The sequence below is a fragment of the Salinirubellus litoreus genome, from assembly GCF_037335815.1.
Classification (GTDB): domain Archaea; phylum Halobacteriota; class Halobacteria; order Halobacteriales; family Haloarculaceae; genus Salinirubellus; species Salinirubellus litoreus.
Window position 1 is genome coordinate 1,782,542 of the sequence record NZ_CP147841.1, and the last position, 20,701, is coordinate 1,803,242.

General features: G+C 68.5%; 25 protein-coding genes. 14 read left to right on the forward strand and 11 right to left on the reverse strand.

Annotated elements, in window-relative coordinates; translation table 11 throughout:
• Positions 1 to 2: 2 nt before the first annotated feature.
• Positions 3 to 692, forward strand: coding sequence for a VOC family protein (locus WDJ58_RS08705; RefSeq protein WP_338917286.1), 690 nt, complete (start codon positions 3 to 5; stop codon positions 690 to 692).
• Positions 693 to 961: 269 nt separating this feature from the next.
• Positions 962 to 1,486: a cupin domain-containing protein gene (locus WDJ58_RS08710; RefSeq protein ID WP_338917287.1), complete on the forward strand. Its 525-nt coding sequence runs from the start codon at positions 962 to 964 to the stop codon at positions 1,484 to 1,486.
• Positions 1,487 to 1,489: 3 nt separating this feature from the next.
• Here the strand turns inward: WDJ58_RS08710 and WDJ58_RS08715 are convergent, their stop codons facing one another.
• Together WDJ58_RS08715 and WDJ58_RS08720 are read right to left on the reverse strand one after the other, a co-directional pair.
• A complete protein-coding gene (locus WDJ58_RS08715; RefSeq protein ID WP_338917288.1) occupies positions 1,490 to 1,795 on the reverse strand; it encodes a DUF5779 family protein in 306 nt (101 codons plus the stop codon).
• A gap of 542 nt (positions 1,796 to 2,337) precedes the next feature.
• On the reverse strand, positions 2,338 to 2,790 hold the full coding sequence (locus tag WDJ58_RS08720) for a ferritin-like domain-containing protein (RefSeq protein WP_380660541.1): 453 nt from the start codon (positions 2,788 to 2,790) through the stop codon (positions 2,338 to 2,340).
• A 495-nt stretch (positions 2,791 to 3,285) separates the two neighbouring features.
• On the opposite strand from WDJ58_RS08720, the gene WDJ58_RS08725 reads away from it, so the two are divergent.
• From WDJ58_RS08725 to leuD, 7 genes are all read left to right on the forward strand, one after another.
• Complete coding sequence (locus WDJ58_RS08725; protein ID WP_338917832.1) at positions 3,286 to 4,464, forward strand: LeuA family protein; 1,179 nt, start codon at positions 3,286 to 3,288, stop codon at positions 4,462 to 4,464.
• A 408-nt stretch (positions 4,465 to 4,872) separates the two neighbouring features.
• Positions 4,873 to 6,672, forward strand: a complete 1,800-nt coding sequence (ilvB, locus tag WDJ58_RS08730; RefSeq protein ID WP_338917290.1) for a biosynthetic-type acetolactate synthase large subunit — start codon at positions 4,873 to 4,875, stop codon at positions 6,670 to 6,672.
• The gene (gene ilvN, locus WDJ58_RS08735) at positions 6,669 to 7,283 is read left to right on the forward strand and encodes an acetolactate synthase small subunit (RefSeq protein ID WP_338917291.1); all 615 of its coding nucleotides are present in this window, start codon (positions 6,669 to 6,671) and stop codon (positions 7,281 to 7,283) included. Before ilvB ends, ilvN begins: the two co-directional genes overlap by 4 nt.
• Positions 7,280 to 8,353: a ketol-acid reductoisomerase gene (gene ilvC, locus WDJ58_RS08740; protein WP_338917292.1), complete on the forward strand. Its 1,074-nt coding sequence runs from the start codon at positions 7,280 to 7,282 to the stop codon at positions 8,351 to 8,353. The genes ilvN and ilvC overlap by 4 nt, the downstream gene beginning before the upstream one ends.
• A complete protein-coding gene (locus tag WDJ58_RS08745; RefSeq protein ID WP_338917293.1) occupies positions 8,346 to 8,651 on the forward strand; it encodes a hypothetical protein in 306 nt (101 codons plus the stop codon). The genes ilvC and WDJ58_RS08745 overlap by 8 nt, the downstream gene beginning before the upstream one ends.
• Complete coding sequence (leuC, locus tag WDJ58_RS08750; protein ID WP_338917294.1) at positions 8,648 to 10,075, forward strand: 3-isopropylmalate dehydratase large subunit; 1,428 nt, start codon at positions 8,648 to 8,650, stop codon at positions 10,073 to 10,075. The genes WDJ58_RS08745 and leuC overlap by 4 nt, the downstream gene beginning before the upstream one ends.
• A complete protein-coding gene (gene leuD / locus WDJ58_RS08755) occupies positions 10,072 to 10,707 on the forward strand; it encodes a 3-isopropylmalate dehydratase small subunit (RefSeq protein ID WP_338917295.1) in 636 nt (211 codons plus the stop codon). The genes leuC and leuD overlap by 4 nt, the downstream gene beginning before the upstream one ends.
• Before the next feature lie 240 nt (positions 10,708 to 10,947).
• On the opposite strand, the gene WDJ58_RS08760 is transcribed toward leuD, so the two are convergent.
• Positions 10,948 to 11,226 carry a hypothetical protein gene (locus tag WDJ58_RS08760; protein WP_338917296.1) on the reverse strand — a complete coding sequence of 93 codons (279 nt, stop codon included), beginning with the start codon at positions 11,224 to 11,226 and terminating at the stop codon, positions 10,948 to 10,950.
• Positions 11,227 to 11,530: 304 nt separating this feature from the next.
• Between WDJ58_RS08760 and WDJ58_RS08765 the strand changes: the two genes are divergently transcribed.
• On the forward strand, positions 11,531 to 12,523 hold the full coding sequence (locus WDJ58_RS08765; RefSeq protein WP_338917297.1) for an isocitrate/isopropylmalate dehydrogenase family protein: 993 nt from the start codon (positions 11,531 to 11,533) through the stop codon (positions 12,521 to 12,523).
• A gap of 36 nt (positions 12,524 to 12,559) precedes the next feature.
• On the opposite strand, the gene WDJ58_RS08770 is transcribed toward WDJ58_RS08765, so the two are convergent.
• Positions 12,560 to 12,739, reverse strand: coding sequence for a hypothetical protein (locus WDJ58_RS08770; RefSeq protein ID WP_338917298.1), 180 nt, complete (start codon positions 12,737 to 12,739; stop codon positions 12,560 to 12,562).
• Between the two features lie 107 nt (positions 12,740 to 12,846).
• Positions 12,847 to 13,056 (reverse strand): ribbon-helix-helix domain-containing protein, encoded by a 210-nt coding sequence (locus tag WDJ58_RS08775; RefSeq protein ID WP_338917299.1) that lies wholly within the window; start codon positions 13,054 to 13,056, stop codon positions 12,847 to 12,849.
• A 94-nt stretch (positions 13,057 to 13,150) separates the two neighbouring features.
• Between WDJ58_RS08775 and WDJ58_RS08780 the strand changes: the two genes are divergently transcribed.
• Positions 13,151 to 13,480 carry a hypothetical protein gene (locus WDJ58_RS08780; protein ID WP_338917300.1) on the forward strand — a complete coding sequence of 110 codons (330 nt, stop codon included), beginning with the start codon at positions 13,151 to 13,153 and terminating at the stop codon, positions 13,478 to 13,480.
• Here WDJ58_RS08780 and aglJ read toward each other — a convergent pair.
• Both aglJ and WDJ58_RS08790 read right to left on the reverse strand, forming a co-directional pair.
• The gene (gene aglJ / locus WDJ58_RS08785; RefSeq protein ID WP_338917301.1) at positions 13,477 to 14,526 is read right to left on the reverse strand and encodes an S-layer glycoprotein N-glycosyltransferase AglJ; all 1,050 of its coding nucleotides are present in this window, start codon (positions 14,524 to 14,526) and stop codon (positions 13,477 to 13,479) included. The two genes, WDJ58_RS08780 and aglJ, sit on opposite strands and share 4 nt — an antisense overlap.
• A 124-nt stretch (positions 14,527 to 14,650) precedes the next feature.
• Positions 14,651 to 14,794, reverse strand: a complete 144-nt coding sequence (locus tag WDJ58_RS08790; RefSeq protein WP_338917910.1) for a hypothetical protein — start codon at positions 14,792 to 14,794, stop codon at positions 14,651 to 14,653.
• 111 nt (positions 14,795 to 14,905) lie between these two features.
• Here WDJ58_RS08790 and WDJ58_RS08795 point away from each other — a divergent pair, with 111 nt between their 5' ends.
• The gene (locus WDJ58_RS08795) at positions 14,906 to 15,748 is read left to right on the forward strand and encodes a TrmB family transcriptional regulator (RefSeq protein WP_338917302.1); all 843 of its coding nucleotides are present in this window, start codon (positions 14,906 to 14,908) and stop codon (positions 15,746 to 15,748) included.
• A 160-nt stretch (positions 15,749 to 15,908) separates the two neighbouring features.
• On the opposite strand, the gene WDJ58_RS08800 is transcribed toward WDJ58_RS08795, so the two are convergent.
• A complete protein-coding gene (locus tag WDJ58_RS08800) occupies positions 15,909 to 16,544 on the reverse strand; it encodes an NAD(P)-dependent oxidoreductase (RefSeq protein WP_338917303.1) in 636 nt (211 codons plus the stop codon).
• Positions 16,544 to 16,915 (reverse strand): winged helix-turn-helix transcriptional regulator, encoded by a 372-nt coding sequence (locus tag WDJ58_RS08805; RefSeq protein ID WP_338917304.1) that lies wholly within the window; start codon positions 16,913 to 16,915, stop codon positions 16,544 to 16,546. The genes WDJ58_RS08800 and WDJ58_RS08805 overlap by 1 nt, the downstream gene beginning before the upstream one ends.
• A 149-nt stretch (positions 16,916 to 17,064) precedes the next feature.
• Here WDJ58_RS08805 and WDJ58_RS08810 point away from each other — a divergent pair, with 149 nt between their 5' ends.
• Positions 17,065 to 17,499 (forward strand): DUF6069 family protein, encoded by a 435-nt coding sequence (locus WDJ58_RS08810; RefSeq protein WP_338917305.1) that lies wholly within the window; start codon positions 17,065 to 17,067, stop codon positions 17,497 to 17,499.
• Positions 17,500 to 17,727: 228 nt separating this feature from the next.
• Here WDJ58_RS08810 and WDJ58_RS08815 read toward each other — a convergent pair whose 3' ends face one another.
• Positions 17,728 to 18,711, reverse strand: coding sequence for a glycosyltransferase family 2 protein (locus tag WDJ58_RS08815; protein WP_338917306.1), 984 nt, complete (start codon positions 18,709 to 18,711; stop codon positions 17,728 to 17,730).
• Positions 18,712 to 18,778: 67 nt separating this feature from the next.
• Positions 18,779 to 20,122, reverse strand: a complete 1,344-nt coding sequence (locus WDJ58_RS08820) for a sulfatase (RefSeq protein WP_338917307.1) — start codon at positions 20,120 to 20,122, stop codon at positions 18,779 to 18,781.
• 290 nt (positions 20,123 to 20,412) lie between these two features.
• Between WDJ58_RS08820 and WDJ58_RS08825 the strand changes: the two genes are divergently transcribed.
• Positions 20,413 to 20,694 (forward strand): amphi-Trp domain-containing protein, encoded by a 282-nt coding sequence (locus WDJ58_RS08825; RefSeq protein WP_338917308.1) that lies wholly within the window; start codon positions 20,413 to 20,415, stop codon positions 20,692 to 20,694.
• Positions 20,695 to 20,701 lie beyond the last annotated feature (7 nt).

A 20,701-nucleotide genomic window follows, 5' to 3' on the forward strand; every position in this document is an offset into this window, starting at 1 on the left:
CCATGCTCACCGGTCTCCAGTGGCTCGCCCTCGAGGTCAAGTATCTCGACCCGGCCGTCGAGTTCTACCGCTCGCACCTCGATCTCGAGGCTCGGGAGCGGACCGAGAACGAAGCGAGGCTCGCGGTCGGTCCGACCGACCTCGTCCTCCGGAGTCCCTCGGGCGTCCCCCGCGGCGGGCTCCACACCCACTACGCGATGTCGGTTCCCTCGGGAGCCTACGACGACTGGTGGGATCGGCTCTCGGCGTCGTTCGACCTCCACGAGGAACGGTTCGGGTCCGTCCGGTCGCTCTACTTCTACGACACGGAGGGAAACTGCGTCGAGCTGATGGGGAGTGACGACGGGGACGACGAGACCGTGACCGGGCTCGTGGAGGTGGTTCTGGAGGTCGAGTCGCTCGACCGCGCGGAGGCGTTCTACCGGGCGCTCGGGATGGAGGTGGTCGACCGCGGCGGGGGGCGAAAGCGGACCCGCCTCTCGGCGGGCCCGTTCGACTTCGAACTCTGGGAGCCACACCTCGGGCTGGCGGACGCTCGGGGCGGGGTCCACGTGGATCTGGGGCTCACCGCGGACGTGGAGCGAGCGGTGGCGGCGATCGAGGACGAGGCGCTGTCCGTGGAGTGGTTCGAAGACGGAGGGGCTCGGGTTCGGGACCCTGACGGTCACTATCTGACGTTCAGGGAAGGGTAGGTGGTCGGGTGCTGGTCGTGCTGTCGGGTGGGACTGAAAGGGGCCAGCGTCTGGACGAAGCACGGCGATGCAAGCACTGAAACGAGCGAAGCGAGTGAAGCGCGCAGCGAGCCGCGCGAGTACAGACGCCGGAGGCTTTCGAGGTGTTTCCATCTCACCATCCACCAGCAGAGCAGAACGCCTCGAAAGCCCCCGCGTTCAGTCCCACCCGACACCTACACTCGGTGCATCGCCACGGATATACCGTCACCACCCACACGACCCACGAGATGAGCGAGGACACCACGTCCGAGGACGAACGCACCTACCGCCACCTCCACGTCGAGGACGCTCCCGACGCACCGAGTCTCACCGACCACAAGTACGAACTCGACGAGGCCGTGGGGGCACGGGAGTTCGGGTTCAACGTCTGCGACGCGAGCGAGGGCCAGCTCCTCCCGTGGGGCCGACACCACCACCCCGATCACGAGGAGGTGTTCTACGTCCTCTCCGGGGAGCTCGCCGTCGAGGTCGGTCCCGAGATCGAGGCCGAGACGCTCCGAGTGGGGGCTGACGAGGCGCTGTTCGTCCCGCCCGGGACGGTGAACCGCGCCGTGGCCGCGGCGGACGGGACCCGCGTCGTCGCGGTGGGTGCGCCGAAGGCGAGCGACGGGGCCGTCGTCGAGGAGCACTGTGCGGCCTGCGGCGAGCCGACGGGCCGTGATTACGAGGTCGAGGAGGACGGTGGCGTCTACGTCCTCTACTGTGCGGGGTGCGGGGCCGAAGCCGACCGGCTGGTCGTCGGTCCCCCCTGATCCTCAGAGCCGGTCGGTACCGATCTCGACGCCGGGCGGCGAGACGACGAGGAACCCCCGGAAGTGCATCAGGTCCCCGCCCATCTCCTTGACGTCGCGAGCGAACCCCGCCGCGAGCTCGTTGAGGTCGCCCTCGACGGCGAGGACGAGCACCGACCCGCCCGAGACGGCCTCGACCCACTCCTCGGGCGGGTCCGACCCGTCGAGCACGCCCAGTTCGACCCGCCCCGCGTCGTCGAGGTCGTCCAGTTCACCCTCCGCAGTCTGCAGGTCCAGGTCGAGGTCGAACCCGTCGCCGCTTCCGCTCATAACTGATCCTCCGCGCCGGGTGAAGAAAAACCGTCCCCTCGCGTCCGGCGGGGTCCCACGCGGGATGGGTCCCCGGGCCAGCACCGGGGACGTCCCCGTCGTCGGGCTCGCTGGTGCCCGTATCGCTCGGCCCGGGACCCGCCCGGCGGTTCGGCCGCTCACGTCCAGTTCGCCCGCGAGACGACGGGTTCCCCGTCGGAGCCGCGTTTCGGTGCCTTACGTCGGGCCGTCGGGCCCGCACGGCCACCTGTCTCACCCGCTCACGGACGTCAGGCTCATCGAGCCACAGTATTCACACTGCGGCGGGTCCGCCGCGTGAATGGTGGCCGTCTGTTCCTCGTGGCACTCCCCACAGACGACTTCGCGCATAACGGGTAACGAACGGGACCGTGAGTAAGTACTCGGCTTTCGTGGGAAGGGGATCGACGGATACGGCCGGCCCGCAGGGCCGTCGAACGGGGATCTCGATCAGTCGGATCGAGGACCACAGGACCGATCGTCGCTGGGTCCGCGACCCGGGGCCACCGGACCGCGCGTTCCCGTCAGTCGTCGACGTACTCCTTGCGGAATCCGCGGAACTCCGTCCTGTGAGCCTCCTCGTCGGCCAGGATGGTCACCGCTATGTCCTCGGTCACGGGGTCGTCCGCCTCCTCGGCCGCCTTGATGAGGCTCCGATAGGTCTCGATAGCGTCCTCCTCCGCGTCGAGGACCCCCTCGATGACGGCGGGGACGTCGGTCGAGTCCTCGGGCGGCTGTAGCGAGTGCTGGTGGGCTTCGAATTCGGCGCTGCTCGGCGGGCGCTCGTCGAGCTGCTTGAGTCGCTCGCCGAGCAGCCGGGCGTGGTCGAGCTCCTCCTGGATGTCCGTGTCCAGGCTCTCCTTGATCTCCTCGGCACGGACTCCATCGAGGATGATGCTGTTCGTCATGTAGTTCATCACGGTCTCGATCTCGTCGCCGTACGCCTTCCGGAGCAGCCGCGTCACTTCTTCGGACATGGGCATCGGTACGTCCTCACCGCACTTGAGTATGGCCGTAGCAAATGCCTGTCCTGATACCCTCACGGCCGGCACGGATCGCTCGGCTGATACGGGACGCAGCGGTCCGTCGTCGGGGCGATCGGAGGCACCGGCGGCCGTCCCGGTGACGCTCCCGTTGGCCCTACTGGTGATCCGTCGGATCGATAGCGCCGACGGGTCGTCGAAGTGGACACCCGTCGCGCGCGAGCCCTGTGTTCCCCGTTCGGAACGCCCGTTCGTCCACCCCCGTCCGTATATGAACCGCCCTCGTGACGGCGCGACACCGGTATCGTATAAGGATATGAGTATCCTACCGAAGCGTTTAGGCAGTGTGGTTTTCGTCGTCACCGGATCGACGCGCCGAGGATGGAGGGGGTGTTCCGACGCCCGGACCGACACGCTTATGTATCGAGTCGGAACACTAAACGAACGCCATGACAGGCTCCAACGAGGGTACGTCGGCTTCGCCGGCGGATCGAGTTCTTCCAGGGAACACTCGATAGTACCTCTGAAATCGACGAGGCACGAATTTTCGACACTACGCTGCGTGACGGCGAGCAGTCGCCACGGACGTCGTTCTCCTACGAGGACAAGCGGGAGATAGCGGCCGTGCTGGACGAGATGGGCACCCACGTCATCGAGGCGGGGTTCCCGGTCAACTCCGACGCCGAGTTCGAGGCGGTGCGCGACATCGCCGACTCCACACGCACGACCACCGCGGGCCTTGCGCGGGTAGTCGACAAGGACGTAGAGGCGGCGCTGGACTCGGGCGTGGAGATGGTCCACGTGTTCTGTTCGACCAGCGACGTCCAGTTGCAGGACTCGATGCACGCCTCGCGCGAGGCGGCGGTCGAGCGGTCGGTCGCCTGCGTCGAGCGGGTGAAGGACGCGGGCGTGACGGCCATGTTCTCCCCGATGGACGCAACCCGTACCGAGGAGGCGTTCCTGATGGAAGTCATCGACGCGGTGACCGAAGCGGGAGCGGACTGGATCAACATCCCCGACACCTGCGGGGTGGCGACCCCCTCCCGGATGGGCGAGCTCATCGGGAAGATCGTCGACCAGACGGACGCGTACATCGACGTCCACACCCACGACGACTTCGGGCTGGCGGCGGCGAACGCGCTGGCCGGCTACGAGGCCGGCGGCGTCCAGGCCCAGGTGTCGGTCAACGGGATCGGCGAGCGCGCCGGCAACGCGGCCTACGAGGAGGTCGTGATGGCTCTCGAGGCGCTCTACGACGTGGACACGGGGATCGACACGACCCGGATCACCGAACTGTCGCGGCTGGTCGAGGAGCTCTCCGACATGCCCGTCCCCGGCAACAAGCCGGTCGTGGGGGCCAACGCGTTCTCCCACGAGTCGGGCATCCACGCCGCGGGCGTCCTCGAGAACACCGACACGTTCGAGCCGGGCGTGATGACCCCCGAGATGGTGGGCGCGACCCGGGAGTTCGTCCTCGGCAAACACACGGGGACCCACTCGGTCCGCCAGCGGCTCGTCGACGTCGGATTCGACCCGACCGACGAGGAGGTCCGCGAGGTCACCCGCCGGGTAAAGGACTTCGGCGCGGAGAAACAGCGGGTCACCATGGACGTCCTGGAACGGTTCGCCCGCGAGGTGGGCGTCGCCCGAGAGGAGGTCAGGGCGTAGGGATGTGGACCCCCCCGTTTACACACCGTCGAGAGCGCCCGCCGTACCGCATCGCTCGTGGGCGGCGACCGGTTCGGAAGGTTCTTTACCGACGGGTGTGCAACGGGGGACGTGATGACGCGGCACGTCGCGCCCGGGGACGCCCCCGCCGGCAGCGACGCGGCCGCGCTCGGCGTCTCGATTATTGTAGGGGTCGCCTAGCCCCTACACCACACTACCCACCGACGCGACTCGCACCGTTTTCGACAGACAGGTCGCCCCTCGAGGGGCGGCCAGTTCCGGATCCAGACAACCGATGACAGCAGCACCACCCAGACGACAGGCGGACACGGACGACGCACCGTCGTCGGGACGAGACGAACGAGGGGAACCGAGCGACGGCCCGCGAGAGCGGGCGGGAGGGACAGCATGAGCGGCGAACGGGCACAGCCGGTCCGCGAGCAGGGGACCGAGCAGGACGCGGACGTCGACGCCGACGCCGCGTCCACCGAGCCGGAGGCGGACACGGACGCGGAGCCCGCACCGGTGACGAACGGCGCGCAGTCGGTCGTCCGGGCGCTCGAGAACGCCGGCGTCGAGTACCTGTTCGGGGTGCAGGGCGGGGCGATCATGCCCGTCTACGACGCCCTGTTCGACTCGGAGATGACCCACGTCACCATGGCCCACGAGCAGGGGGCGGCCCACGCCGCCGACGCCTACGGCATCGTGACCGGCAAGCCGGGCGTCTGCCTGGCCACGTCGGGCCCGGGCGCGACGAACCTGGTGACCGGCATCGCCGACGCCGACATGGACTCGGACCCGCTGCTCGCGCTGGCCGGACAGGTCCCCACGGACTTCGTCGGCTCGGACGCCTTCCAGGAGACGGACACGACGGGTGTCACCCGACCGGTCACGAAGCAGAACTACTTCGCGGGCGACGCGGACTCGGTCGGCGACCTCGTCGGCGAGGCGTTCGCGCTGGCCGAGCGCGGCCGCCAGGGCCCGACGCTGGTCGACCTCCCGAAGGACGTCACCCAGGGCGAGACCGACCACGAGCCCGGTCCCGCGCGGACGCCGGACACCTACCGGCCGGCCGAGCGGGCCGACGAGTCGGCCGTCCGCGAGGCCGCCGAGGCGTTCGCCGCGTCCGAGCGTCCCGTGATACTCGCCGGCGGCGGCGTCATCAAGGCCGAGGCGAGCGAGGAGCTCCGCCGGTTCGCCATCGAACACGAGATCCCGGTCGTGACGACGATGCCCGGAATCGGCGCGTTCCCCGAGGACCACGACCTCTCGATGGAGTGGGCTGGGATGCACGGCACCGGTTACGCCAACCTCGCGCTCACCATGACCGACTGCATGCTCGCGGTCGGCACCCGGTTCGACGACCGACTCACCGGCGGCGTCGAGACGTTCGCGCCCGACGCGGAGATCATCCACGTCGACATCGACGCGGCGGAGATCTCGAAGAACGTCCAGGCCGACTACGGACTGGTCGGCGACGCGAAGGCGGTGCTCGACCAGCTCTACGAGGCCGTGGCCCCGACGCCAGACGCCGACGAGTGGCGTGCCCAGTGCCGGGAGTGGAAGGAGCAGTACCCGATGACCTACGAGGCCCCCGACGACGAGCCCCTGAAGCCGCAGTTCGTCGTCGAGGCGGTCGACGAGGCCACCCCCGACGACACCATCGTCACGACGGGCGTCGGCCAGCACCAGATGTGGGCCTGCCAGTACTGGGAGTTCACCGAGCCCCGGACCTGGGTGTCGAGCCACGGGCTCGGGGCGATGGGCTACGGCCTGCCGTCGGCCATCGGCGCGAAGGTCGCCGCCCCCGACCGTGAGGTCGTCTGCTTCGACGGCGACGGCTCGTTCCTGATGACGTGCCAGGAGCTGACGGTCGCGGTTCGCGAGGAGCTTGACATCACGGTGTTCGTCCTGAACAACGAGTTCATCGGGATGGTCCGCCAGTGGCAGGACGGCTTCTACGAGGGTCGACACATGGCCTCGGAGTACGGCTGGATGCCCCAGTTCGACACGCTCGCGGAGGCGTTCGGCGCACAGGGCTTCCGCATCGACGACTACGACGAGGTGGCCGACACCGTCGAGGAGGCGCTGGCCTACGACGGCCCCTCGGTCGTCGACGTCCACGTCGACCCCGCGGAGAACGTCTACCCGATGGTCCCGTCGGGCGGGGACAACGGCCTGTTCGCCCTCTCGGAGGATCAATTATGAGCGGGGGGTTACAGGGCCCCGCCCCGGAGGAGCGCCCCCGTCCGGAGGGTCGGCGCAACAGCCAGGGCATCCGCATCGACCCGGAGGTCGAGGCGGAACCGAACCCCCGGCGGACGGTCATCTCGGCGCTGGTCGAGAACGAGCCGGGCGTGCTCTCGGAGGTGTCGGGGCTGTTCAGCCGCCGGCAGTTCAACATCGAGTCGCTGACGGTCGGGCCGACGCAGAACCCCGACTGGTCGCGCATCACGGTCGTGGTCGAGGAGGCCGACCCCGGCATCGACCAGATCGAGAAACAGCTGAACAAGCTCCTGCCGGTCATCCACGTCCGCGAACTCGCGGACCACGCCGTGACCCGCGAGCTGGTGCTCGTGAAGGTCGACGCCGAGGAGCCGGACAAGGTCCACGCCATCACGGAGATGTACGACGGGCGGACGATGGACGCCGGCCCGCGGACGATCACGGTGGAGCTGAGCGGCGACGAGCGGAAGATAGACGACGCCATCGACGCGTTCCGACAGTTCGGCATCCGGGAGATCGCCCGGACCGGGCAGACGGCACTGGCGCGCGGCGAGACGAAGACAGCGGTCGTTCCGGAGGATCTCAATCAATGAGTGACGAATACGAATTCACCAACGAGGTATACTACGACGACGACGCGGACGAATCGGTGCTCGCAGACAAGACGGTCGCCGTGCTCGGGTACGGCTCACAGGGCCACGCCCACGCGCAGAACCTCGACGACAGCGGGGTCGACGTGGTCGTGGGGCTCCGCGAGGACTCCTCCTCGCGTGACGCCGCCCGCGAGGACGGCCTCGACGTGGCCACCCCGGTGGAGGCCGCCGCACGGGCCGACATCGTCTCCGTGCTGGTTCCCGACACCGTGCAGCCGGACGTCTACGAGGCGATCCGCGAGGAGATGGACCCCGGCGACACGCTCCAGTTCGCCCACGGGTTCAACATCCACTACGGGCAGATCGAGCCCAGCGAGGACGTCAACGTCACGATGGTCGCCCCGAAGAGCCCCGGACACCTCGTCCGGCGGAACTACGAGGCCGGCGAGGGCACTCCCGGGCTGCTGGCGATCTACCAGGATCCGACAGGGGAGGCCCACGACATCGGGCTGGCCTACGCGAAGGCCATCGGGTGTACGCGCGCGGGCGTCGTCGAGACGACGTTCCGCGAGGAGACCGAGACCGACCTGTTCGGCGAGCAGGCCGTCCTCTGTGGCGGGATCACCTCGCTGGTCAAGCACGCCTACGAGACGCTGGTCGACGCCGGTTACTCGCCGGAGATGGCCTACTTCGAGTGCCTGAACGAGGTGAAGCTCATCGTCGACCTGATGTACGAGGGCGGGCTCGGCGAGATGTGGGACTCCGTCTCCGATACCGCCGAGTACGGCGGACTCACCCGCGGGGACATGGTGGTCGACGACCACGCACGCCAGAACATGGAGGAGGTGCTGGCCGCCGTTCAGGACGGCACGTTCGCCCGCGAGTGGATCAACGAAAACCAGGCGAACCGGCCGGCCTACAAGCAGCTCCGGCAGGCCGAGAAGGACCACGAGATCGAGGTCGTCGGCGAGAACCTCCGCGCGCTGTTCGCGTGGGGGGAGGCCGGGAGCGAGGCGGAGGAAGACACGGAGGAGACGGCGGAACGCGAGCGACAGAGAGCAGATGACTGAGAAGGGAGAACCGGATCGAACGGAGGAGCACAGACCGACACTGGGCGAGACGAGCCACACCAACCCGTACACCGACGAGACGTTCGGGGACACGCAGACGTTCGGTCGGGGCCGGTTCGTCGCGGCCGACGGCGGGGCCGACCCCGAGCGCGAGAGCGAGCCCGAAGCCGAGAGCCAGCCCGAGGGAACGGCGATGCGCGACGTCGACCACACTCCGCCCGACGAGAGCGACGGGGCCGCGCCCGTCTACGAGCGCGGCAACGAGGGCCGATCGGGAGAGGACGAGGACGTACGATGAGTTCCGGTACCTTGTACGACAAGGTGTGGGACCGCCACAAGGTGACGACGCTGCCGAGCGGGCAGGACCAGCTGTTCGTCGGTCTGCACCTCATCCACGAGGTGACGAGCCCGCAGGCGTTCGGGATGCTCCGCGAGCGCGACATCGAGGTGGCCCGCCCGGACCTGACCCACGCGACGGTCGACCACATCGTCCCGACGGCCGACCAGTCCCGGCCCTACGGGGACGACGCGGCCGAGCAGATGATGTCCGAACTCGAGGAGAACGTCCGCGAGGCGGGCATCGAGTTTGACGACCCCGGTACCGGAAACCAGGGTATCGTCCACGTCATCGGGCCGGAGCAGGGGCTCACCCAGCCCGGAAAGACCATCGTCTGTGGCGACTCGCACACCTCGACCCACGGGGCGTTCGGGGCGCTGGCGTTCGGCATCGGCACCTCCCAGATCCGGGACGTCCTCGCCACGCAGACGATCGCCATGGAGAAGAAGAAGGTGCGGAAGATCGAAGTGACGGGCGAACTCGGCGAGAGCGTCACCGCCAAGGACGTCATCCTGACAATCATCCGCGAGCTGGGCGTCGAGGGCGGCGTCGGCTACGTCTACGAGTACGGCGGCGAGGCCATCGAGAGCCTGGACATGGAGGGCCGGATGAGTATCTGCAACATGTCCATCGAGGGCGGGGCCCGCGCGGGCTACGTCAACCCCGACGAGACCACCTACGAGTGGCTCCGCGACACCGACGAGTTCCGTGACGACCCCGAGGAGTTCGATCGGCTCATGCCCTACTGGGAGTCGATCAGGAGCGACGAGGACGCCGAGTACGACGACGTCGTCACGATCGACGGCTCGGCGATCGAACCGGTCGTCACCTGGGGGACGACCCCCGGGCAGGGTATCGGCATCACCGAGCCGATCCCGTCCCCCGAGGAGCTCCCCGAGGGCAAGCAGGACGTGGCCCGCCGCGCCCAGGAGCACATGCGGGTCACCCCCGGCGAGACGATGCAGGGCTACGAGATCGACGTCGCGTTCCTCGGCTCCTGTACGAACGCGCGGCTCTCCGATCTCCGCGCGGGCGCGGAGGTCGTGCGCGGCCGCACGGTCGACCCCGACGTCCGGGCGCTGGTCGTCCCCGGGAGCCAGCGAGTGAAGGCCGCCGCCGAGGCCGAGGGTCTCGACGAGGTGTTCCGCGAGGCCGGCTTCGAGTGGCGACAGGCCGGCTGCTCGATGTGTCTCGGGATGAACGAGGACCAGCTCGTGGGCGACCAGGCGAGCGCCTCCTCCTCGAACCGGAACTTCGTCGGCAGACAGGGCTCGAAGGACGGACGGACCGTGCTGATGAGCCCGCCGATGGTCGCCGCCGCGGCGATCAAAGGGGAGGTCACCGACGTCCGCGACCTGCCGAAGACCGAGGAGGTGCGGGCATGAGCGGCGAGGAACGGAGTTCCTCGGACGAGGTGGAGATCCCGAGCGTCAAGTTCGTCTCCGGACCGGGGATCCCCGTCCGCGGGAACGACATCGACACCGACCAGATCATCCCGGCCCGATATCTGAAGGCCATCACCTTCGAGGGGCTCGGCGAGTACGCGTTCATGGACCTGCGGTTCGACGACGACGGGAACGAGAAGGACCACCCGTTCAACGAGGCACAGTACCAGGACGCGAACGTCCTGATCGTGAACGCGAACTTCGGCTGTGGCTCCTCGCGCGAGCACGCCCCCCAGGCGCTGATGCGCTGGGGGATCGACGCCATCGTCGGCGAGTCGTTCGCCGAGATCTTCGCGGGCAACTGCCTCGCGCTCGGTATCCCCACCGTGACGGCCGACCAGGAGACGATCCGGGCGCTCCAGGACCACGTCGAGAAGTACCCCGACACGGAGATCGAGGTGGACGTCGCGGCGGAGACGGTTCGATACGACGACCGGACGGTCGAGGTGATCGTCGACGACGCCCAGCGCAAGGCGCTCGTCGACGGCATCTGGGACACGACCGCGCTGATGAAGGCCAACCGGAACGCCATCGCGGAGACGGCCGCCTCGCTGCCCTACATCGAAGGGTAGCGCCCTCGCCGTGGGCGGATCCGTCACGAAGACGGGCGGTGGCGACCGATCGAACGGCGGTCAACGCACGACTCGGGACTCCCGTTCTCGGACGTTTCCTCGCCGACGAGCCGGCCCGACGACTACACCCCAGGGTCGGCTCGCTCGCGGAACGCCGAACTCCTGCGGGAGTGGTCACCGTCGATGGTGGACCGGTTCGTGTCGGTCGTGTCGGATCGTGTGATATCCCATGTCGCCTCGTCAGAGGCGTCCGCCGGCGTGGATCGAACCGCCCCCCATCGACGGCCGGGGCCGGCAGTCGGTCGCCCCGTCGGGGTACCGCTCGACGATCCGGACCGCTCCGGTGGTGTAGAGTTCGATCACGACCCGCTGTGGCAGGTCCCTGGTCGACTCGGCGTCGACCTCGCCGGCGAGCCGCTCGACCAGCTGGGCGATCCCCTCCTCACCCGCGTAGTCCACCGACAGGTCCTCCCCGATCCACCCCTCGTGGCCCTGTCTATCGACGAAACGCCACGGCATCGCCCCCATCAAGGGACCCACCGTGTATAAGCGTGGGCCCTCCTCCCGAGAGTGAGCCACGCTGGCGTCGTGAGCGCTCGACCGACGCCCCTGTCGGTCCTCCCCGTAGATCGTCCGGGGCACGGCCGCCGGTCGTCCCGGGGGTGGAACCGTTCACTGCCGAGCGTGAGTGAGGAACGCCGCCGAGGCCCCGACCGGTACACGGCGAGAGACGGGGATCGCGACGGTGAGATCCCTCGCCGATCCGACGTCCGGGTCTCCTCGTACCGACACCCTCTTTTCGGCACCCATCGCACGGGGTGCCATGACACACGAGATAGTCGTCATTCCGGGCGACGGTATCGGGGGGGAGGTCGTCCCGGCCGCCGTCGAGGTCCTGGAGGCGGTCGCGGGCGATCCGGGTCCCGAGTTCGAGTTCGCGGAGTACGAGGCGGGCGACCGGGTCGCCGAGGCGACCGGCCAGGCGCTCCCCGATGCGACCTACGACGCGGCGGCCGCCGCGGACGCGACCCTGTTCGGCGCGGCCGGCGACACCGCCGCCGACGTCATTCTGCCCCTTCGCGAAGCGGTCGGCTCGTTCGTCAACGTCCGGCCCGCGCGGGCGTACCCGGGCGTGGACGTGGTCCGGCCCGAGACGGATCTCGTCTTCCTCCGGGAGAACACCGAGGGGGTCTACGCCGGCCACGAGAACCGGCTCTCCGAGGACCTCTCGACGCTCACCCGGGTCGTCACCACCTCCGCCTCCGAGCGGCTGGCCGAGTTCGCCTGCGACTACGTCGCGGAGCGTGGCGGGGACGCCTTCCAGGTCGTCCACAAGGCGAACGTGATGCGCGAGACGGACGGCCGGTTCCGCGACGGGGTCGTCGGCGTCGCCGAGGAGCGGGGCGTCGACACGGAGGAGGTGCTGATGGACGCGTTCGCCACGCGGGTCTGTCTCGACCCGACCGAGTTCGACGTCGTCGTCTGTCCCAACCTCGCCGGCGACGTGCTCTCGGACCTCGCCGCGGGCCTCGTGGGCGGACTGGGCCTCCTGCCGAGCGCCAACATCGGCCCGGAGAACGCCCTGTTCGAGCCGGTCCACGGCACCGCACCCGACATCGCGGGCGAGGGCGTCGCCAACCCGTGCGCGGCGGTGCTCTCGGCAGCGATGCTGCTCGACCACCTCGGCTACGGGTCCGAGGGTGACCGCGTGCGTGAATCCGTCGAGGGCGTCCTCGCCGACGGGCCGCGCACGCCGGACCTCGGCGGGGAGGGGACGACCGAGGCGGTCACTGGAGCCATCATCGATCGACTCTGAGCGGCCGGGATCGGTGAGGTCCACGCCCTGCGGATCTCAGTCCTCGTCCTCTCCGCTCGAGTCCACGCGGTCGGGGTCGCGCCCGCGCTCACCTCCGGAGCCGGCAGCGGGGAAGAGGTACGCGCGGGTCCCGATGACCAGCCCGAAGACCATCAGGAGCGTCCCGAACACCGCCACGTCGTACTCGTGGGCGACGGAGATCGAACCGCCGACCACCGCGAGCAGGAGGGCGAACAGCAGGGTTTCGGTCGAATCGAGAGCGACGCTCCCTGGGTAGCGGTCACCGTCGCAAGAGCTTCGGAACGGTAGCGATCGGCCGACCGTTACTTCAGGTAGCCGAGATCCCGGAGCTGGTCCGCGATGTCGGCGAACTCGGCCTCCGTGAGTTCGCCCGAACGCTGGTGCTGGACGACGATGCTGCGGAGCAGGAACCGCACGAGGTCGGACGTCGAGGAGAAGGAGGTCCCCTCGATGGTCTCCTCGACGCGGTCGGCGAGCTCCTTCGGGATCGAGACCGTGGTGTACTCGGTCATACCCCGGGGTCGGGCAGGCGAGCGGATAGGCGTTGTGACCGGCGTCGGGACGAACCCCCGGGGCTTTACTACCGGTGGGACGTAGGCCGCGCCGATGGGAATGAGGCCGCCGCCGAGCGACGACGGAGACGCACCCGATACGGTCACGTTCGGCATCGCGGCGCTCGACGCGCGCCTGGAGGGGACGAACGTCCAGTACCCGACGGACGCCCAGTCGCTCGTCGGGGACCTCGGCGACCCCCAGATCCCCTACGACGCCAGCGGGAACTCGGTGGCGCTCTCCGAGGCGCTCTCCGAGACCCACATCGAGCGGTTCGAGACCGAACAGGAACTGCTCAACGCGCTCCACCCCGTCTTCGAGCGGTACCGCGAGCGCTCGGCCGGCGGGATACTCGCACAGCTACGGTCGATGCTCCCGTTCTAGGGACCCATCCCCGGATCGGACTCGACCGGCTCCGCCTCCTCACCGTCCCCCCCCGTGGTCCCGTCCTCGTCGATCGATAGCGCCGTTTCGGGTCGGCCGTCGGGCCCGCGCCGGTCCTCGTCGAGCCGCCGAGCGAGCTCCTCGAGCCGTCGCGTCTGCTCGCGGTTCACCGCGACGATGACGTCCGAGAGGACGCCGAACATCAGGAGCTGGACGCCGAGGATGAGCGCGGCCGCGCCGACGACCGCCAGCGCCTCGTGTGACACCCGTGGCACCCGGACGAACCACTCGTAGGCCACGTAGGCTCCGATGCCGAGACCGGTGAGCAGCGCGGCGGTGCCGACGCTGCCGAAGTAGAACAGCGGGTTGTTGGTCTTCGCCAGCCGGAACAGCGTGAGGTAGATCCGAGCACCGTCCCGCACGGGGCGGAGGTTCGTCTCCGAGTCGGTGGGACGCGAGCCGTAGCTCACCCCCACCACCTCCGTCGAGACGCCGTGTTTGACGCACTCGACGGCCATCTCCGTCTCGACGCCGAACCCGTCGGCGGTGAGTCCGAGCCGGTCGAACGACGGGCGCGTGAACGCGCGGTAGCCGCTGAGGATGTCCACCAGGTCCCGGCCGTGGATGAACGCGAACGCGCGGTTGACCAGCCGGTTGCCGAACCGGTTGAGCCGGGGCATCGCCCCCGGCTCGATGCCGTGGAACCGGTTGCCGATGACGTGTTCGGCCCGTCCGTCGAGTATGGGTTCGAGCATCGCGTCGGCGTCGGCCGGGTCGTACGTCCCGTCGCCGTCGGCCATCAGCACGACCGGCTCGTCGGTCCTCCTGACCCCCTCCCTGATCGCCTGGCCCTTCCCCGTCCCCGACTGGACGAACACGCTCGCGCCGTGCTCCTCGGCGATCCGGCGGGTCCCGTCGGTCGAGCCCCCGTCGACGACGAGGACGTTCTCGTAGCCGTGCTCGCGGAACCCGCTCACCACCTCGCCGATGGTCCGGCTCTCGTCGAGCGTCGGGAGCAGGACGCAGACGTCGGTGCGGGGATCCATCGTCACCCTCTCGCCGGGCGCGCCGCAAAAGCTTGCTGGGTCACCGTCCGGTTCGATTCCGGCTCGCTCGTCATCCCCGGCGGCCCGGCGGGCCGGCGGCCGGACCAGAACTCGCCGGACGTGCCTACGCCCGGCGGCCGCTGAGGTGCTCCCACACCTCTGCACAGCCACAGCCGTCCGGGACGTCTACCAGGTGCTCGTCGTCGGTCTCGGCGGCCCCGGCGGCCCTGGCGGCCTCGGGACGCTCGTCGCGTTCGGTGGCTTCCATAGTTACTCGGATAGTGAGTAACTACTTTACCGGCATAAGTCTTCGGGGTTCCTCCCGTTTCAACCCCGGCGGACCGGGGGACTTAGGTTTCGCCGGGGAGTGTCGCCGGGCATGGACGATGCGGGCGTGTTCGACCTGCTCGACCTCGGCGAGTACGAGCGGACGGCGCTGGCCGAGCTGCTGACGCTCGGGCGGACGACGGCACCCAACCTCGCCGAGGCGACGGGTATCCCGAAGGCCCGCATCTACGGGGTGCTCGAGGCGCTGGCCGACCGCGGGTTCGTGAAGGTGATCCCGGGCCGGCCCAAGGAGTACCAGCCCCGCTCGCCCGAGGCGATACTCGACCGGGCCGCGGAGAACCGTCGGCAGGCCTACGAGTCGTTCAGCGCCGACCTCGACGCCGCCCGCGAGTCGTTCCTCGCCGAGTTCGGTCCCCGGTTCACGGCCGCGAGCGAGGACATCCGCCCCGCCGAGGAGCTGTTCTACGTCGTCGACGTGGGCGAGGCGAGCGAGAGCGAAACCCGCCGGCTCTACCACGAGGCCGACGAACGGGTGAACGTCCTCACGAAGTCCTTCGAGTACCTCGACAGCGTGGCCCCGGCGCTCGCCGACGCGCTCGACCGCGGGGTCGAGGTGAACGTACTCTTCCTCCACCCCGACCTCCTCTCCGCGACGAACCGCGGGATACAGACCGAGATCGTCGAGCGTATCGACGAGGAGTTCCCCGGCGTCGGGTATCGCTTCAGCGAGGAGAAGCTCCCGTGGCGCGGGACGCTCGTCGACCCAAGCATGGAGTACGAGACGGGCCGGGCGATACTGCTCGTCGAGGAGAAGGACGTCCCACTGTCGATGCGCCAGGCCGCCATCACCGAGAACGGCTCGTTCGTCGCCGGGCTCAAACGCTACTTCGACCTCGTCTGGGAGCACGACAGCGTCGCGACCTACCCGGAGTAGGGGACGGGGGAGTCACGGGGACGGGAGGAGCCGGTAAGGATCATGGCGATTGGCAGAGCAGTCCGTAGTTTCGTTCCGATACGGTACCGAGTCTGAAAGAATCAGTATGCGAGATACAGGGCCCCTATCGCGCACGAACCCTGCCGAATCCGGCGATGATTCAGGCTGGACCGACGATACCGATCCGGCCTAGTGGCTCGCCGTCAGCCAGCGTACGGACCACGAGAGCCGCTACGTCACCCGTCGTGACCCGTGCCCCACCGTTGGGGAGCCGGTCGGTCTCGACACGGGCCTGGCTGGTCGCGTCGCCGTCAGGCATGTTTGGCGGACACACCAGCGTCCACTGTAGGGACGATTGAGTGAGCGTCTCGTAGACCGCGCGGTGCTGCTCGGCCACGCCACGGAGGAACGGAGGGAACCCCTCGGCGTCCAGTCGGAGTCCGCCGCCGGGGGCGTCGAGAACGCCCGCTGCAGCGATGGCGACGAATCTCTCGATTCCGAGGTCGGCCATCGCTTCGACGAGCGTCCGCACACCGCCCGAGAGCGTGTCGTCTGTCGCCTCACCTGGCGGCGTTCCGAGCGCACTCACCACCGCGTCGACGGGGTCACCGTCACCGGCAGTCAGTGCCTCCCGGACCACGGCAGTGTCGCGGACGTCGCCGGCCACCGTCTGGACCGTCGCGGGAAGCACCGATGGGTCCCGGGCGAGGCCGGATACCTGGTGACCGGCGTCGAGCAGCCGATCGACGACACGCCGACCCACACGACCCGTGGCGCCGACGACGAGAACGTGCATCAGTGCCGCACCCCCTGGCCGTACTCGCGGCACCACCCGTAGAGGTGGCCGAACGCGGGCTTTAGCGCCTCTGCACGCTCGGTTGCGACGTACTCCACACGAGGCGGAACATCCTCGTGGTCGGTCCTGTCAAGGAACCCCCGCGCGGTCAGCTCAGCGAGGCGGTCCGACAGTGTCGTCGGGGAGAGATTCAGCCGGGACTCCAGTTCCCCGAACCGCCACGGACCGGAGTCACGGGCGAACAGATAGAGAATCGCGAGCGTGTGACGCTTGCCGAGGAGCGCCAACAGGTCGGCGACCGCGGCATCGGCCGCCTCGCGATCGGCGTCGGGCAGGTCCGGATACGGCGGGTCGAGACGGTTGACGGTCATGCACATACTACGCTGTCTGTAGTAGATGTACTCATCGACGAATCGGACGGAGTCCGAACAGCAGGAGATCGACGGCGATGCTGAGCGATGTTTTACACTACAGATATCTGGAGTGACTCCCTTATCACTACAGAATACGTAGTATGGGCATGGAACAGACCATCACACAACCTCGATATGTACCGCCCAAGACCGTCGGTGAGCTCGCTCGGCAGACTACACTCGGCGTCCTGGTCGCCGTCGTCCTCGCGCTGTTCGTCCGGGGCCTCGCGTCAGGCGTCGGCGTCGATCTCGGGCCGACCGGAGCGGGCAGTCCGTTCGCGGTGGTCCCGCTGGTGATGACCACCGTCGTCGCCGGGACGGGTGCCGCCGTCGCCTACACCACACTCGACCGCCTGACCGCTCGTCCGGTACGCAACTTCCTGACGCTCGGAGGATTGGTCTTCGTTGGAATGATGCTGCCAGTCGTCCTATTCGCGCCCTCGCTCGGTGTCACGCCCGTAGGACAGGTGGTTCTCGCAGTCCTCCACGCCGTCGTCGCCGTCCCACTCGTCGTGTTCATCGTCGGTTTGGTCCGGGTCTGAAACGTCTTTTTGATATTATTATCAATAAGGGTTAATATATGTGACCGATGGGAATGGCGTTTGCGTTCTAGAACGTCTCACGGAGATACCTCAACGGAGTACGGAATGAGGCCACCTCGTTCAGGTGCAGTAGAGACTGGTGAACAAACCCTCTGAATCGGTCCGCGAAATCTCGTGCCGTCGGGAAACCGTTACGCGAGAACGTCCGAGGACTTCCGCGAACCACTGTCAGTCCTCGACCGGTGAGTAGTCGATCCCCGGGTCGCGCCCCGGGTAGTCGATCCGCAGGTCCCCGTCCTCGTCCTCGCCCGTCGATCCGGGGTAGCCGTCGGTGTCGGGGTAGAAGAAGCGCTGGCGGAGGCGATCCGAGACCGGCGTCTCCCCGTTGAACCCCCGCCAGGTGCCGAGGAACTGCATCAGCCGGAAGCGGGGTATTCCGGCGAGCTCCCCGAACTCGCCCTCCCGGAGCGCCGCCCGGTAGTCCGCGAGCGTGTTCGAGGCGAACAGGCGAGCGCAGTCGAACAGCGTGAACGACTCGTCGTCCATGATCTCGCGGTGGGCCATCGCCTCCCGGCGGTAGCGGTTGTACACCTCCCGTGGCGACTCCTCGTGGACGTGGATTATCTCGGCGTCCGCCGCGTAGGAGAGCTCCCAGCCGTCCTCGCGGACGCGCTTGGCCCAGTCGAGGTCCTCCAGCCCGGGGAGCGACTCGTCGTAGCGGTGCTCCTCCCAGACCGAGCGCCTGATCGCGGCGTTCGCGTTGTTGCAGAACGGCGAGTTCTGGTGCCGGATGTCGTGCTCGGGGAACCACCGGCGGAACACCTGCCGCTCGGAGAACTTCGTCCGGTCGTCGCCGCGCTGTTTCCCGTACACCAGCGCGACCTCCTCCCCGAAGGAATCGAGGAGCGTCTCCAGCCAGTCCCGGCGGGTCGGGTAGACGTGCGCGGAGGCGAACGCACAGAACTCCCCGCTCGCCGCCTCGACGCCGTAGTTGAGCGCCCGGCCGAACGAGAACTCTTCGGGGGCGATGTACACCACGTCGTCGATGGGGTACTCCCGCGCGACCTCCAGGGTGCCGTCGGTCGACCCGGAGTCGACCAGCAGTACCTCGACGTCCTCCACCGTCTGCTCGAAGATGCCGTAGAGCAGTCTGCCGATGTGCTCGCGCTCGTTGTAACAGCGGATCACCACGGATACCCGCGGCCGGCTCATCGTTTCCCGGTATACCGGTCGGTAACTTAATCCAACCGGTGGACGCGACACGGGGAGGGCCGCGGGGCTACTCCAGGTAGCCCAGGTCCTTCAGCCGGCGCTCGGTCTCGGCGTCCATCGCGACGTCCGGGAGCGACTCGTTCGTCTCGGCCAGTTCTTCGACGTGTTCCTCCAGATGTGCCCGGAGGGGCGCTCTCGCGTCGGGGGCCTCCTCGACGACGTTCTCGTGTTCACCCGGGTCGGCCTCGAGGTCGTACAGTTCCTCGGTCCCCTCGCCCTGGTCCCAGATGTACTTCCAGCCGTCCCGCCGGATCGAGAGCCTGAGCCCGTCGTCGTTCTCCGTCTCGCTTATCACGGCGGCGCTCTCGCCGGTCTCGACGCGATCCAGGACCGAGCGCCCGCGATAGGTCCCCGGCGAGTCGACGCCCGCGAGGTCGTGGACCGTCGGCGCGACGTCGAGCAGTTCGATCTCGACCTCCGGCCGGTCCGACTCGATCCCCTCTCCGGCGAGCACCAGCGGGACGTGGATCACCTCGTCGTACATCGAGGGGTTGTGGCTGTAGCCGCCGTGTTCGTAGAACTCCTCGCCGTGATCGGAGGTACAGAGGAACGTCGTCTCGCCCGCCGACCCTCGAACCGAGTCGACCAGCCGACCGATCTGCTCGTCGGCGTAGCGCACCTCCGCGTCGTAGAGGTCCACGAGGACCTGCCGTTCCGCGTCGGTCACGTCGTCGGGGCGTTCGAGCATCTTCCGGCGGAGCCTGATGGCCTCGCGCTCGCCGATGTCCATCTCGACGCCCATCTCCGCCGCGTAGGACGGTCGGGGGACGTAGGGGTGGTGGACGTCCATGTAGTGGACCCAGCAGAAGAACGGCTCGGGGGCCCCGCGGATCCAGTCGAGCGCCCGATCGGTGATCGTCTCCGCGTCCTTGTACGTCTGCCCGACGTCGATACCGGCCTGTCGCTCCGTCCGGTCGTACACCGACTGGAGCGTCCGGTAGACGACGCCGTCCTGATCGAGGTTCGTCTTCAGGAAGGTCCGGAGACGGGCCATCGGCCCGGGGTCGGACTTCGAGTCGTAGAACCGATCGAACCCGCGGTCGTAGTTGAAGTCCCGCGAGAGCCAGACGTTCGAGTGGAACCCGCCCGTACCGTACCCGGCCTCCCGAAGCGGGGTTCCGAGCATCGTTCGCCGGTCGGAGAGGTACTTGAACCCGCCGTAGGCCAGCGGATACGTCGAGGTGAGGATCGAGGGGAACGAGGCCCGCGTGGCGTTCGCGTTCGCGTAGGCGTCGACGGCCAGCCCCTCGGCCGCGAGCGCGTCGAGGTTCGGTGACGTCTCGCGGTCGTACCCGTAGGAGGAGCAGTGGTCCGCCCGGAGGGAGTCCACGGTCACGAGGACGACGTTCATCACCGGGGAGAGCACGAAAGGAGGCAAATAGCTGTCCTTTCACTCCGACACGGGCACGCTCGCGGTTCGACCTGAGTGCCGCATCGGGTGCGAGCGGGGGACACCGCGGAGGCGCCGTCCGGTCGCTTCCGATCCGCTCCCTCGGACCCGCGAGAAACCAGCACGGTCGCACGCTCGGCCTGATCGGGCTGCGACTGGACCGACGCTGGGTGTGTCCCTCTCACACGGCTGCCCCGCGGGACTCCGTCGACGCATATCCTTATGTCCGGGCGGAGAGTAGTTACGGCCGTATGCCCGAAGAACGGCTGTTTAAATCCGAAAGCGCACAGAGCAGGGGCGAGATCGCCGCGTACCTCCGGCAGGTGGCCGACAGCCTGGAGGCGGGCGAGGCGATCACGCTCCGGGCCGGCGACCAGTCGATCACGATGGACCCGCCGCCCTCGCTCACCTTCGAGGTCCAGGTCGAGCGCGAGGGGCCGAGCGGCGAGCCCGGGGAGCTGAGCATCGAGTTCGAGCTGGAGTGGGACGAGGACGGATCCGGCGGCGGTGGCGGCCCGCTGGAGATCGAGTAGACTCCCG